A 12,907-nucleotide genomic window follows, 5' to 3' on the forward strand; every position below is an offset into this window, starting at 1 on the left:
CATATCCGAAGATGGATATGCCAGGAGTTACGGGTTGACTTTCCCAACGGATGCAAAAAAGTTCAGATAATTGTTATTTTGCCGGTAGCTACTGGTTCACCGGTGGGTTTGGCATGGGGTATTTCAGAGGGAGGTTCCATTGAAAGTTGCAATGTGGCCGCGGAGTTGATCAGTTTGCGGTGGTCGCTGGGGACAGTCATGGCGCTGATGCCGTCGCGGCCGATTTGGCCCAGGGAGCGGGGCACGCCGTCTTTGCCGACAACCCACAGTTCCGGGGCAGTTTCGGTTTCTGGCATGCCGTTTACATCGACCCGCATTTCGGCAGTTTCGGGGTTGTATGATACGGCGAGAACGAGGCCTTCAATGTTGCCGGTTAGTTGCGCAACCGCTACAGATTGGGGCTCGGAAGTTGGCGCAAAGGGGCCTGGACCGACAATGAGTGCGAGCGCCAGACAGGCGGCCAGTGCGCCCGAGACAATCGCTCCGGTGCGCCAGCGTTTCATCTGAACCACATCGCCACCTGACGATCCGTTATCCAGACGATCTTCTATACTCGCCCAGACAGACGCCGCTGGCTCCGCGTCCTTAAATTCCTGAAACAATGGATCGACCCGTTGATTCCAATCATCAACATATTGCGCAAACTTCGGATCGGACAATTGCTTCCGAAGCGCCACGGCCTTCTCATCACCATCGAGCAGCCCTAGCACCAATTCAGCAGCCAGCGCTTCATCATCTTTCTGAGGCTCCGTTTCTTCAACCATCGTCCATGCAATCCTTCAGGCGCTTCAATCCCCGGCGAACCCAGCTTTTGACCGTCCCCAGAGGCGTATCCAGTTTCTGCGCCAACTCGTTATAACTATGCCCTTCAAAGAAAGCCGTACGGATAACATTACGCTGCCGTGCTTCCAGACTATCGAGGCATTTGTTCAAAATATCCGAACCTTCCTGTTTTTCCAGCCTCTCCAATGCACTTTGCTCATCCGCCGCCATATCCTTTATGGCGTCCTCCGAAACCATAACCCTGGTACCGCCTGATCGTTTCCGGTCAATCGCGGTGTTGCGGGCTATCGTCGCCAGCCAGGTTATCGGACTGGCCCGCTGTGCATCAAACCGCCCGGCATTACGCCAGACTTTAACATAAGCGTCCTGCAGCGCATCTTCCGATGCTTGGCGATCATTTAAGATACGAAGGCAAACGCCAAAAAGTTTCGCCGATGTGAGATTATATATATCTTGAAACGCCTGACGGTCACCACCGGCGGCCTGACCGATCAAGGCAGATAGTTGTGCGCGAGCGCGATCTGTTTCATTGGATTGGGGCATATTCTCCGTCGCAGAGACTATGACAATCTACCAAAGTTTCAAGCACCTATTATCCGGGCAAACCGTTCCGGATCGACATTGCCCCCCGAAATTGTAATCGCGGTTCGGTCGGTTACAGGAGCCTTACCTGACAAAATTGCAGCCAAAGCAACCGCTCCACCCGGTTCGACAACCAGACGCAACTTTTTAAACGCAACCCGCATCGCGTGATGCACTTCCGCCTTGGTCACAAACACAGCATTGGCGTTACGCGCCTTCAAAACATCAAAGGTCAGCGGTGAAACCAAAAGCGTCTGCAGGGCATCACATTCTGTGGGCGGCGGATTTTCCTGCACTGGCACGATTCTGCCGCCTTCCAGTGACCGTTTCATGTCATCCCAACCCTCTGGCTCGACCACTGTGAGATCAGCCTCGGGATTGACTAGTGAAATGCCGGAAGCCAGCCCGCCGCCGCCACAGCAGGCCACCAGGTGATCGGGCGGCCCACCCGCCTGCGCAATCATCTGTTCCCGAATTTCGACACCAGTGCTGCCCTGCCCTTCAATAATCCACGGATCATCAAAGCTGGGAACCACAACCGCGCCACTTTCGCCGGCCATTTCTGCCGCCAGTTCTTCCCGGGAATCAGCAAGACGATCATAGGTGATCACCTCTGCGCCCAGCTTCTTTGTATTCTCCAGCTTCGCCAGCGGTGCATCGGCAGGCATGATGATGGTCGCCCTGACCCCAAGGCGATGCGCTGCCCAGGCCACGCCCTGCGCATGATTACCGCTGGAAAAGGCCACCACGCCGCACTTGCGTTGCTCTTCACTGAGATCGGTCAGACGGTGCCAGCCACCGCGTATCTTGAAGGCCCCGATAGGTTGCAGGCTTTCCGCCTTGCACCAGATAGTCTTGCCGTCGACAGTCAAAGGCAATAGCGGCGTTTTGGGAAGAATATCGGCAACTTTTCCAGCGGCCCGTTCAACCCCCGCTGCACTTGGTTTGCGGGTCGGGTCCAAAAGTAATTGCTCTGTCATGGCGTCCTTCTATATGCGGTTAAACGATTCCTCTAGCGAAATGAGTGGATAATATGAGCAAGCTTCTGGTGATTGGTGCAGGCGGTGTCAGTTCGGTCGCCGTGCACAAGATGGCGCAGCTGATAGCGGCAAATACAGGTCCGTTTTCAGAGATATTTCTGGCCAGTCGCACGCTGTCCAAATGTGAAGCCATTGCCGCGTCCGTGAAAGAACGCACTGGCGTGGCTATCGAAACTGCACAAATTGATGCTGATGACGTGCCCGCCATGTCCGCGCTTATCGAAAAGGTACAGCCTGCCTTGGTCGTCAATCTGGCACTGCCTTATCAGGATTTGCCGATCATGGACGCATGCCTCGCGACAAAGACCGACTATCTCGACACCGCCAATTACGAACCGCGCGATGAAGCCAAGTTCGAATATAAATGGCAATGGGATTATCAGGATCGTTTCAAGGATGCCGGTATCATGGCGTTGCTAGGGTCGGGCTTTGACCCCGGCGTAACCTCCATATTCACTTCATGGCTCAAGAAGCACCATTTCGATCGGATCGACACGGTCGACATATTGGATTGCAATGGCGGTGATCATGGCCAGCATTTCGCTACCAACTTCAATCCCGAAATCAATATCCGCGAAGTGACCGCTCCTGCCCGTCATTGGCAAAATGGCGAATGGGTTGAGACCCCTGCCCTGTCACATAAGCAGGAATTTGATTTTGAGGCTGTCGGCCCGAAAAACATGTATCTGATGTATCATGAGGAGATTGAATCCCTCAAAACCCACATTCCCGAAATCAAACGAATCCGGTTCTGGATGACCTTTGGCGATGCCTATCTCACCCATCTTGAAGTGTTGCAGAATGTCGGCATGACCCGGATTGATCCGGTAATCTATGAAGGCCGTGAAATCATTCCGCTGCAATTCCTGAAAGCGGTCCTGCCTGAACCGGCCAGCCTTGGTGAAACAACCAAAGGCAATACCAATATCGGGGTGATTGCGACGGGCGAAAAAGACGGCGTCCAGAAAACGCTCTATGTCAAAAATATCTGCAGCCACGAAGCGGCGTTTGAAGAAACTGGCAATCAGGGTGTGAGCTACACCACTGGCGTACCGGCGATGATCGGCTCAGCTCTGATGCTATCCGGCAAATGGGCCGGTGATGGTGTCTTCAATATGGAAGAATTTGATCCTGATCCGTTTATGGAAATGCTGAACGAGCATGGCTTGCCATGGACGCTGGAAGAGCTCGACGGGCCTTTAGCGTTTTAAATGGAAACCAAAGCAGGCGATCCCGGCGCATTTGCGCATTTTGATCTGAAGCGGGTCCCCTCTCCTGCCTTTGTGGTGGATGAAACTGCGGTTCGTCGGAACCTTGAAATATTAGCCGATATAAAGGCGCGATCCGGTGCTAAAGTCCTGCTTGCACTCAAAGCGTTTTCCATGTGGTCCCTTGCACCGTTGATAGATCAATATCTTGACGGCTTTTGTGCATCGGGACTTTGGGAAGCGAAGCTGGCCAAAGAGCAATTTAATGGTTCTATCAGCACTTATTCCCCGGCCTATAAAGCTGATGATCTTGCCGAGATTGCTACCCTGTCCGATCATGTCACTTTCAACAATCCGGCGCAGATTGAAAGATGGAAAAGTGAAGCCGATTTAGGTCTCGATGACTGCGGCATTGGTCTGCGCTTAAATCCTGAAATTGCGCTGGGTGAAACACCAAAATATGACCCCAGCCAGCAGCATAGCCGATTGGGTTTTCCGGTTTCACAGCTAGAACCCGGTCATTTCAATGCTATTTCCGGTGTGCATTTTCATAATCTGTGTGAACAGAATTTCGATGCCTTGGAGCAAACTTGGGCCAAGATCGAACCGCAAATCGCGCCCCATTTCGACAAGCTCAAATGGATCAATCTGGGCGGCGGTCATCATATCACGCGGGATGATTATGATCGTGAGGCACTGGTACAATTCCTTTCCGACCTCAAGGCCAAATCAGGCTGCGATATCTATCTTGAACCGGGCGAAGCGGTTGCTCTTGATGCCGGGATATTGGTTGGTGAGATACTGGATGTATTCGACAACGATATGCCAATCGGTATCACTGACATATCCGCTACCTGTCATATGCCCGATGTCATCGAAGCGCCTTATCGTCCCGCCATGCTGAACGAGCGCGAGGACGGAAATACAATAAGGCTGGGCGGACCGAGTTGTCTCGCTGGCGATATTATCGGCGACTATCAGCTACCGGAGCCTGCGGATATTGGTCAGAGGATCGCATTTCTCGATCAGGCCCATTATTCGATGGTCAAGACCAACACTTTTAATGGGGTACCGCTGCCCTCCATCTGGCTGTGGAACAGCGAAACCGATGAATTGCGTTGCGTGAAGCAGTTTGACTGGACCGAGTTTCGGGATCGGCTGAGCTAATTTCCAGCATAAATTGCTGCATCGCAATAAATCTCCGCATTTGTGCCATATTTATCAGCCATAGGCACTTTACAGATTGCCAAAGCGGCCATATAGCCGCCTCCGCTGCCCCATGGCACTTGTGATTCCGCAAGGCAGCTCAATCGATCTTAAAATCTAGGGGGTCCCTTGAGTTGCACAATTTCCATGATGCGCAGGAGCTGACGAAGGCTCTTTGCCCCGACATTCCAGTATTACTGAACCGCCCGCACGCTGCGCGGCGCGCGGCGCGTTACTTTGTCGAGCAATTTCCCGGCAAGTCGCTTTACGCCGTTAAGGCAAACCCCTCGCCTGCCCTTTTGCGGTTGTTGTTCAGTGAAGGCGTGACCCATTATGATGTCGCGTCAATTGAAGAGGTGCGCCTGGTTCACAGCACGCTGCCCGAAGCGATTTTGTGCTTCATGCATCCAATCAAGTCCGAAGCGGTAATCCGCGAAGCCTATCATGATCACGGTGTACGAGTGTTCTCGCTCGATTCCATCGAAGAGCTTGATAAGATTGAGCGAGCGACCAATGGCGCAGAAGATTTGACGCTTTTTGTGCGGATCAAAGTTGCATCAGAATTTGCGCAGATCAGCCTCGCATCCAAATTTGGCATTGATGTTGATGATTCCGCCATTCTCTTGCAGCGCGCGCGTCAGGCTGCTGACCAGTTCGGCATATGTTTCCACGTCGGCAGTCAGGCAATGACTCCGCTTGCCTATGTCCATGCACTGGAACGCGTTCGGACTGCGATTGTTGAGGCGTCTGTCACCGTGGACATTGTCAATGTCGGGGGCGGTTTTCCATCCATCTATCCCGACATGGCCCCGCCATCGCTCAATCACTATTTCAGCGCGATTGACCGGACGTTTGAAGATTTGCCAATCAGCTATTCCGCGGAACTCTGGTGTGAGCCGGGTCGCGCGCTGGCAGCGGAATATAATTCACTTATCGTCAAGGTCGAACAACGCCGCGGCGACGAGTTGTACATCAACGATGGTGCATATGGCACATTGTTTGATGCCGCGCATATTGGCTGGCGCTTTCCGGTGCAGTTGCTTGGCGAAGGAGCAAACGAAGCGGCATTGACCGAATATAGTTTCTATGGCCCCACCTGCGACGATATGGATCATATGGCCGGACCATTTGTGCTGCCCGAAGACGTGAAAGCGGGCGATTATATCGAGATCGGTATGCTGGGCGCTTATGGATCGGCGATGCGGACCAAGTTTAACGGTTATGGATCGATCGATGATTATGATGTCGCGGATGAACCCATGTCCAGCGTCTATGTCGGCGATAATCTCGATCGGACTGATCATGAAAATGTGGTGTCTTTCCCCGGCGCATAGCGACCGTTTAAGTTGCGTTTGACAATTTACAATATGTGACGCAGGTTCCGCCCATATTTGGGAGGATATCATGAGCACTGCAATTTTGGCGCCAGCGGCCCTGCTGGTCATCTGGTCAATCATCATGCTGTTCTGGATGGCCGGCACGCGGCTTCCTGCGGCCAAGAAAATGGGATTGGATATAACCGCGAAGCCCGGTGGGCGCGGGCCTGACATCGATCCCAACATGCCCGACAAAGTCGCATGGAAGTCCCACAATTACACCCATTTGATGGAGCAACCGACTCTATTTTACGCCACCGTCATCATCCTGGCGATCGCCGAGGCAGGAACCGGGATCAACCTGTGGCTGGCATGGGCTTATGTTTTGCTGCGGATTGCTCACAGCATCTGGCAGGCGACGGTCAATCTCGTCAATGTTCGCTTTTTGCTGTTCGTGGCATCGACCATCTGTCTGCTGATCATGGCTATGAATGCGTTTTTCACGACTTTTGTTTGATTTTTATCTGATTTTTTTGGGGGAATAATAATGGAAAATAGTCCTATCTTACAGCCGGTTGTGGCGCTCATATTGTGGACGATGCTGATATGGCTGTGGATGTATGCCACGCGTCTACCAGCGATGAGCAAGGCGAAGGTTGATCCCGACAAACTGAGCCGCGAATCCACCGCTGGTGGTCTGGACGCCCTGCTGCCACCGGAAGTGCAGTGGAAGGCGCATAATTATAATCACCTGCTCACCGAACCGACACTATTCTATGCTGTGTGTATCGTGTTGGCGATTGTCGGACAAGGAGACGGTCTGAACCTGACCATCGCATGGGCTTATGTTGGTTTGCGCGTCGTGCACAGCCTGATCCAGACGACCGTGAACAAGATCTTGTACCGCTTTTTGGTGTTTGCATTGTCCAGCCTGTGTATTATCGCTCTGGCCATCCACGCAGCGCTTGCGGTGTTCCACTAACCAGAAACGGTCCATGCCATGCCCAACCTTTTGAATGTCGCAATAGTCCAGGCGGCACCGATCCCCCTGTGCATCGACAAGGGCATCGAACAGGCGGTCAGTCTTAGCCGTGAGGCCAGCGACCAGGGCGCGCGGATGATTGGCTTTGGCGAGACATTTCTGGGCGGCTATCCGATCTGGCTCGACGAGGCACCGGGGGCTGCGTTGTGGGACCATCCGGGCAGCAAGGCCTTGCACCGTATCCTCATGGATCAGGCGATCGTCGAGAATGACCCGCGACTGGAGCCGCTGCAAGAGTTGGCCGATGCGAAGAAGCTCTGCATTTCCATCGGCGTGCATGAACGGTTGCGCTCTAGCCTTTACAATAACCAGATGCTGTTCCGTCCGGACATGCCGGTGCTAAACCATCGCAAGCTGGTCCCGACCCATGGCGAGCGCCTGATCTGGAACCGTGGTGACGGCTCGACCATTGATGTGCATCAGGCGGACTGGGGCCGCGCGGGGAACCTGATTTGCTGGGAGCACTGGATGCCGCTCGCCCGCGCCGCGATGCATAACTTGCGCGAAGACGTCCATGTCGCCGCCTGGCCGACGGTAAGAGAAACCTATCAGATTGCCTCGCGCCATTATGCCTTTGAAGGCGGATGCCATGTGCTGGCGGCAGGCACATTGCTGCACCGGGATGACTTGCTCGAAGGCCTGAAACAGGCCGGCGGTAATGCTGAAGCAGAAGCACTGTTCAATGAAATTCCGGATACGCAGCTACAATTTGGGCAAAGCATCATTGTCGCGCCCGATGCGACTGTCCTGGCAGAAGCGGGCGAACAGGACATGATCCTGACCGCTGAGATCGACCTTGATGCCGGTAAAGAGGCAAAGGCTGCGCTGGATGTTGACGGTCATTACTCCAGAGCGGACGTGTTTGACCTGACGGTTGATACGCGGTCAAAGGCCGGCGTGAACTGGTCCGAAGACTAGAATATCTCGTCTATGCCTTGGTAAAGCTGGATACCAGCTCCACATGCGTCGACCATAGAAACTGACCCACAGGCCAAAGCGAATCCAGCTTATACCCCGCATCACAAAGTTGCTTCGCATCGCGCGCAAAGCTTGCGGGATTGCAACTGATGTAGCAAATCTTCGGCACATCCGATTGCGCGATCTGGGCGATCTGATCGCGGGCACCGGCACGGGGAGGATCTAGTATCACCGCTCCAAATCGGTTCAATTCCTCCGGACTAAGCGGACGCCGGAACAGATCACGATGCTCCGTGAATATCTGGCGACCGGACAGGTTCGCCGCCATTTTCAACGCGCCAATTGCGTCACGAGAACCTTCAGCGGCATAGACCTTGTGACTGTCACCAAGTGCAAATGTGAACGTGCCCAGACCAGCAAACAGATCCGCGACCAATTTTGTATCACCGATGGTTTCCAGCATAGCAGCGACCAATGCGGCTTTACCGTCACCAGTGGGTTGCAGGAAGCTGTTATGCGGCAAGGCTACCGCAATGCCGTTAAATGTTACAGTAACCGGCTCCGGTTCCCACTGGGTTTCGGGACCATAACCATTATCGACGGAAAGTCGGGCCAGATTGTTGGCCTGCGCAAAGGCCGCCAGTGCCTCGCGTTGCTCCAGGCTTTCTGGCTCATAATTTTTGATACAAAGATCGACACCCTGGTCGGACAGGCTCATCTCGACATTCATGTCATGCTTGCGCCGCGCCACCGATTTCAAAAAACTGCGCAATGGACCAATCACGGCAAAAAGCTCAGGCCGCATGATTTCGCACTGCTTGAGGTCAACAATCCGGTGACTACCCGCGCCGCTAAACCCGAGCTTGAAGCTCTTACCCATCATCGCTGCTCGTAAACTGGCTCTAATTCGACTGTGCGGTTTCGATATCTGCGGCGGATGCAGTATTCCTGCACTAAGCCCCTGCCCCTCCAGCGCATAAGCGACACGATCAATCACAAACTGCGCATAACTCTCGTCATCCAGCTGTTGCAGGCTACACCCACCGCATTCCTTGAAATGCTGGCAAGGCGGATCGACGTGATGCGGTCCTTTTATCAGGCCACCTTCCTCGTTCAGCCGATCAAACGGTGCCGAAAAGGCGACGTGGCGGCCATCAGCGGTGACACCGTCGCCTTTGGCCGCGACACGTAAGATAAGATTGGAATCGGTTTCAGTGCTCATAGGCACTCTTGTAGCGCTTTCGGGATATGATCAATCAGTATCTCCGGCGAAAAGGCAGGTCCGGCTAGTTTAGCCGCGCGGCTGTGTAACCATTGCCCCTGCTTTGCTGCCAGAAAAACATCTTTCTCGTTCGCAAAGCGGGCGGCGATCATACCCACCAGAACATCGCCTGTTCCCGCAGTGGAAAGCCAGCTTGATGATGCAGGTGCCAAAGCCGCGGTGCCTTCGGGATCAGCGATCACGCTATTATTGCCTTTGTGAACAACAACGGCACCGCTTTCGCTGGCCAATATTCTCGTAAGGTCGATTTTCGATCCTTTGTCGTTTTCAGACAATGCCGCAAATTCACCGGCATGTGGGGTCATAATGACTGGTGCTGATCGGTCTTTCAAACGGTTGAGATCTGTTTTCCCTAAAAGGATCAAAGCATCGGCATCGAGCAAAACCGGCTTGTCGATATCCAAAACCAGATCCAGCAGCCTTTCCGCATGGCTATCACGGCCAAGCCCGGGCCCGATCACAATGATCGCGATCCTGTCATCGGACAATTGCCCTTGGAGCTGCGCTCCATTCTCATGAGGTTCGACAACAATACTATGGTTGGGCGACGAAAAACCGGTTTCCGCAAATATCTTCACATAACCTGCTCCTGAGCGCTGCGCGGCCAAGCCAGATAATTTGGCCGCTCCCGGCATGCTGCCAGCGACAACAGCAACCAGTCCTCTTGTATATTTATGGTCGTCTGTCTTGGGCGGCTCTATTGTGGGTCGCGCCAGTAATTGGACCGCCGAAGCGGCATCTACGCCAATGTCGACCCCGGCCAAGCCTCCCATTAGTCCACAAGCTGGTGCAAGATAGTGCGCTGGTTTGAACGCTCCTAGCGCAATAGTCAGGTCATATCGGGACACCGGATTAAGTATCGCCCCGGTATCGGTTTCAATACCGCTGGGAAGATCAATCGCTACCCGTCGCTCGGCTTCGTTGAACAGACGTTGGTGGTGATCCAATAAGGTGCCACTCACAGGTCGGGTCAATCCAGTTCCGAACAGGCAATCGATAAATTGTTTTGCTGGTCGCGCATCGTCCAAGGCAAATGTTTGTCCCTGCCACAGAGATTTTGCATTTTTCGCCGCATTCGTCGTAGGTTCGCCGCTCGCTGCTATGGCAACATCCGTCTCTTTTTCCAACAACGCCTGGGCGATGACATATCCATCGCCGCCATTATTCCCGGGACCGCATAGTATCAATGTTGGGCAATGCGGTGCCGCGCGCCAGATGTAATCAGCCGCACCGGTTCCCGCCCTGTGCATCAACTCGATCACCGATGTTCCATTATCTATCAAGCGCTGCTCAGCTGCCTGCATCTGTGCAGCTGTCAGGATATGCCCATGATTGAGCACGGCCACTACTAGTTACCAGCTTGTGGTGCCGGTCCATCCGCTTGATTGGCGGCATCGGCCGTATCTGCCGTCTTCATGCGCGCAGACATAAGATATTTGTCAGAACCCACGCTCACCAAAATCCTGTCATCTTCGACAATTTCGATTCTGGCTTTCTCCGAACCATCCGCAGCTTCCAGTCCGCGACCGTCGGTGAGGACATTAAACCGACGAAAGCCCCCATCGGGATGCCGGACGATCAGGGTCACACCATTTTCCCCAGACAGACGTTCAGTTTGGCAACCACTCGAAAAACTAGTGTCGCCATTAATCGCACATTCGATCCTGCCATCATCAGCAGCTTGCGCTACTGCACTATCCTCTGCCTCTGCCAGGATGCTGTTGTCCGGTTTTCCGCATGCTGAAACCAGCAAAATGACTGCAAAACTGCTAAATATCCGCGTAGACATGTTTTTCTGCTTTCGCTCCGGGATGGGTGACTGCACCCTTATAGGCCGGACCCACATTTTGAGCATAGCGCCATAATGCACCTGCCCCATAATCATTCACATGGGGAGTATATTGTGAACGGCGCTCTTCCAGTGTTTTTTCGTCAACTTCGAGATCGATTGTACCGACCTCCGCATCGATATTGATGATGTCACCTTCTTCTACCAAGCCAATTGGACCGCCATCGGCCGCTTCCGGACCGACATGACCGATACAAAAGCCCCGCGTCGCACCTGAAAAACGGCCATCGGTGATGAGGGCTACTTTTTCGCCCATGCCCTGACCATAGAGCGCCGCCGTTGTGGCGAGCATCTCTCGCATGCCCGGACCGCCTTTCGGGCCTTCGTTGCGAATAATAATCACAGAACCTTCCTTGATTTCGCGTTTTTCAACCGCGCTAAAGGCATCTTCTTCACATTCGAATATCTGTGCAGGGCCGCGAAATTGCAGGCGTGCCATTCCGGCAACCTTCACGATTGCACCTTCTGGTGCCAACGAACCTTTCAAGCCAACCACACCGCCTGTTTCGGTAATTGCATTCTTCACATCATATATGACCTTCTGGTCGCTATTCCATGTAATCTCGTCGATATTCTCGCCCAATGTTTTGCCAGTTACTGTGATGCAATCACCGTTTAACAGATCATTGTCCATCATGGTTTTCATCAGCATATAGACACCGCCAGCATTGTGCATATCTCTCGCGACATATTTGCCGCCCGGCTTCAGATCCGCCAAATAAGGCGTTGATTTGAAGGCTTCTGCGACATCAAACAGATCAAAATCAATACCCGCCTCGCTTGCCATGGCTGGAAGGTGGAGCGCTGCATTGGTTGATCCGCCTGTGGCTGCGACAATACGGGCCGCATTCACAAAGGCCTCTCTGGTGCAGATATCACGCGGACGGAGATTGCGTTCGATCAGGTCCATAACCTGACGTCCTGCTGCCACCGCCATATCATCACGGCTCTCATAGGGTGCCGGCGCCATATTGCTATTGGGCAATGACAATCCGATCGCTTCGGCGACGCAGGCCATCGTGTTGGCCGTAAACTGGCCACCACAGGCACCATGTCCGGGACAGGCGACCTTTTCGAGTTCAATCAATTCCTGTAACGGGCAGTTTCCGGCACTGTGCTGGCCGACCGCTTCAAAAACATCGACAACCGTGACGTCTTCATTGTGGAAACGACCTGGCAGAATAGAGCCGCCGTAAACGAAGATAGACGGCACGTTGAGGCGCAGCATTGCCATCATCATTCCGGGCAGACTTTTGTCACAGCCCGCATAACCAATAACCGCATCATAACAATGACCGCGCACGCTGACTTCGACAGAATCCGCTATCACCTCCCGCGACACGAGCGAGGATTTCATTCCCTGATGTCCCATGGCAATGCCATCGGTCACGGTGATCGTATTGAAACGGCGAGGCGTGCCGCCTGCTTCGATAACACCTTCTCGCGCCATATCGGCTTGGGAATCCAGTAAGGTATTGCAAGGCGCGCTATCATTACCTGCCGACGCAATACCGACAAAGGGTTTGGCGATATCTTCCTCTGTCATGCCCATGGCATAATAATAGCTGCGCTGCGGTGCGCGTTCGGGGCCGACGCTGACATGACGGCTTGGTAGGTTGGATTTATCGAACGTCCGAGTCATTTATTGGTCCTGCAAAAGAGGGAGCTATATATGCCGATC

At 53.6% G+C, this 12,907-nt stretch carries 13 protein-coding genes; 6 read left to right on the forward strand and 7 right to left on the reverse strand.

Going from position 1 to position 12,907, the window contains the following annotated elements:
- Window positions 1-62: 62 nt before the first annotated feature.
- Genes DG177_RS02690 through DG177_RS02700 form a run of 3 tightly spaced genes read right to left on the reverse strand, consistent with a single transcriptional unit; the run spans window position 63 to window position 2,345 of the window.
- Window positions 63-764 (reverse strand): anti-sigma factor domain-containing protein, encoded by a 702-nt coding sequence (locus tag DG177_RS02690; RefSeq protein WP_108810084.1) that lies wholly within the window; start codon window positions 762-764, stop codon window positions 63-65.
- Window positions 757-1,326 carry a sigma-70 family RNA polymerase sigma factor gene (locus DG177_RS02695; RefSeq protein WP_108810085.1) on the reverse strand — a complete coding sequence of 190 codons (570 nt, stop codon included), beginning with the start codon at window positions 1,324-1,326 and terminating at the stop codon, window positions 757-759. Before DG177_RS02695 ends, DG177_RS02690 begins: the two co-directional genes overlap by 8 nt.
- A 38-nt stretch (window positions 1,327-1,364) precedes the next feature.
- On the reverse strand, window positions 1,365-2,345 hold the full coding sequence (locus DG177_RS02700; RefSeq protein WP_108810086.1) for a pyridoxal-phosphate dependent enzyme: 981 nt from the start codon (window positions 2,343-2,345) through the stop codon (window positions 1,365-1,367).
- Window positions 2,346-2,398: 53 nt separating this feature from the next.
- Between DG177_RS02700 and DG177_RS02705 the strand changes: the two genes are divergently transcribed.
- The 6 genes from DG177_RS02705 to DG177_RS02730 all read left to right on the forward strand — a co-directional run bounded on the left by DG177_RS02705 (window position 2,399) and on the right by DG177_RS02730 (window position 8,095).
- Window positions 2,399-3,616, forward strand: a complete 1,218-nt coding sequence (locus tag DG177_RS02705; protein WP_108810087.1) for a saccharopine dehydrogenase C-terminal domain-containing protein — start codon at window positions 2,399-2,401, stop codon at window positions 3,614-3,616.
- Window positions 3,617-4,780, forward strand: a complete 1,164-nt coding sequence (locus DG177_RS02710; RefSeq protein ID WP_108810088.1) for a carboxynorspermidine decarboxylase — start codon at window positions 3,617-3,619, stop codon at window positions 4,778-4,780.
- Between the two features lie 173 nt (window positions 4,781-4,953).
- Window positions 4,954-6,153: a type III PLP-dependent enzyme gene (locus DG177_RS02715; protein ID WP_108810089.1), complete on the forward strand. Its 1,200-nt coding sequence runs from the start codon at window positions 4,954-4,956 to the stop codon at window positions 6,151-6,153.
- A 70-nt stretch (window positions 6,154-6,223) separates the two neighbouring features.
- Window positions 6,224-6,652, forward strand: a complete 429-nt coding sequence (locus DG177_RS02720; protein ID WP_108810090.1) for an MAPEG family protein — start codon at window positions 6,224-6,226, stop codon at window positions 6,650-6,652.
- 30 nt (window positions 6,653-6,682) lie between these two features.
- Window positions 6,683-7,117 (forward strand): MAPEG family protein, encoded by a 435-nt coding sequence (locus tag DG177_RS02725; RefSeq protein WP_108810091.1) that lies wholly within the window; start codon window positions 6,683-6,685, stop codon window positions 7,115-7,117.
- Between the two features lie 18 nt (window positions 7,118-7,135).
- Complete coding sequence (locus DG177_RS02730) at window positions 7,136-8,095, forward strand: nitrilase-related carbon-nitrogen hydrolase (protein ID WP_108810092.1); 960 nt, start codon at window positions 7,136-7,138, stop codon at window positions 8,093-8,095.
- Between the two features lie 10 nt (window positions 8,096-8,105).
- Here the strand turns inward: DG177_RS02730 and DG177_RS02735 are convergent, their stop codons facing one another.
- From DG177_RS02735 to ilvD, 4 genes are read right to left on the reverse strand one after another with little or no spacing between them, the layout of a single operon-like run.
- Complete coding sequence (locus DG177_RS02735; protein ID WP_108810093.1) at window positions 8,106-9,317, reverse strand: class I SAM-dependent RNA methyltransferase; 1,212 nt, start codon at window positions 9,315-9,317, stop codon at window positions 8,106-8,108.
- Window positions 9,314-10,723: an NAD(P)H-hydrate dehydratase gene (locus tag DG177_RS02740; RefSeq protein ID WP_337658459.1), complete on the reverse strand. Its 1,410-nt coding sequence runs from the start codon at window positions 10,721-10,723 to the stop codon at window positions 9,314-9,316. The genes DG177_RS02735 and DG177_RS02740 overlap by 4 nt, the downstream gene beginning before the upstream one ends.
- A gap of 2 nt (window positions 10,724-10,725) precedes the next feature.
- Window positions 10,726-11,166, reverse strand: coding sequence for a hypothetical protein (locus tag DG177_RS02745; RefSeq protein ID WP_108810094.1), 441 nt, complete (start codon window positions 11,164-11,166; stop codon window positions 10,726-10,728).
- A complete protein-coding gene (ilvD, locus tag DG177_RS02750; RefSeq protein ID WP_108810095.1) occupies window positions 11,147-12,868 on the reverse strand; it encodes a dihydroxy-acid dehydratase in 1,722 nt (573 codons plus the stop codon). The genes DG177_RS02745 and ilvD overlap by 20 nt, the downstream gene beginning before the upstream one ends.
- Window positions 12,869-12,907: the final 39 nt, after the last annotated feature.

Origin of the sequence: Sphingorhabdus sp. Alg231-15 (assembly GCF_900149705.1) — a bacterium.
Lineage (GTDB): Bacteria > Pseudomonadota > Alphaproteobacteria > Sphingomonadales > Sphingomonadaceae > Parasphingorhabdus.

What these genes read in the sequence shown, in the direction of transcription:
- DG177_RS02720 (WP_108810090.1), top strand. Translation starts at nt 6,224, where the DNA reads ATGAGCACTGCAATTTTGGCGCCAGCGGCCCTGCTGGTCATCTGGTCA.
- DG177_RS02745 (WP_108810094.1), bottom strand. Translation starts at nt 11,166, where the DNA reads ATGTCTACGCGGATATTTAGCAGTTTTGCAGTCATTTTGCTGGTTTCA.
- DG177_RS02725 (WP_108810091.1), top strand. Translation starts at nt 6,683, where the DNA reads ATGGAAAATAGTCCTATCTTACAGCCGGTTGTGGCGCTCATATTGTGG.
- DG177_RS02700 (WP_108810086.1), bottom strand. Translation starts at nt 2,345, where the DNA reads ATGACAGAGCAATTACTTTTGGACCCGACCCGCAAACCAAGTGCAGCG.
- DG177_RS02690 (WP_108810084.1), bottom strand. Translation starts at nt 764, where the DNA reads ATGGTTGAAGAAACGGAGCCTCAGAAAGATGATGAAGCGCTGGCTGCT.
- DG177_RS02735 (WP_108810093.1), bottom strand. Translation starts at nt 9,317, where the DNA reads ATGAGCACTGAAACCGATTCCAATCTTATCTTACGTGTCGCGGCCAAA.
- ilvD (WP_108810095.1), bottom strand. Translation starts at nt 12,868, where the DNA reads ATGACTCGGACGTTCGATAAATCCAACCTACCAAGCCGTCATGTCAGC.
- DG177_RS02710 (WP_108810088.1), top strand. Translation starts at nt 3,617, where the DNA reads ATGGAAACCAAAGCAGGCGATCCCGGCGCATTTGCGCATTTTGATCTG.
- DG177_RS02695 (WP_108810085.1), bottom strand. Translation starts at nt 1,326, where the DNA reads ATGCCCCAATCCAATGAAACAGATCGCGCTCGCGCACAACTATCTGCC.
- DG177_RS02730 (WP_108810092.1), top strand. Translation starts at nt 7,136, where the DNA reads ATGCCCAACCTTTTGAATGTCGCAATAGTCCAGGCGGCACCGATCCCC.
- DG177_RS02705 (WP_108810087.1), top strand. Translation starts at nt 2,399, where the DNA reads ATGAGCAAGCTTCTGGTGATTGGTGCAGGCGGTGTCAGTTCGGTCGCC.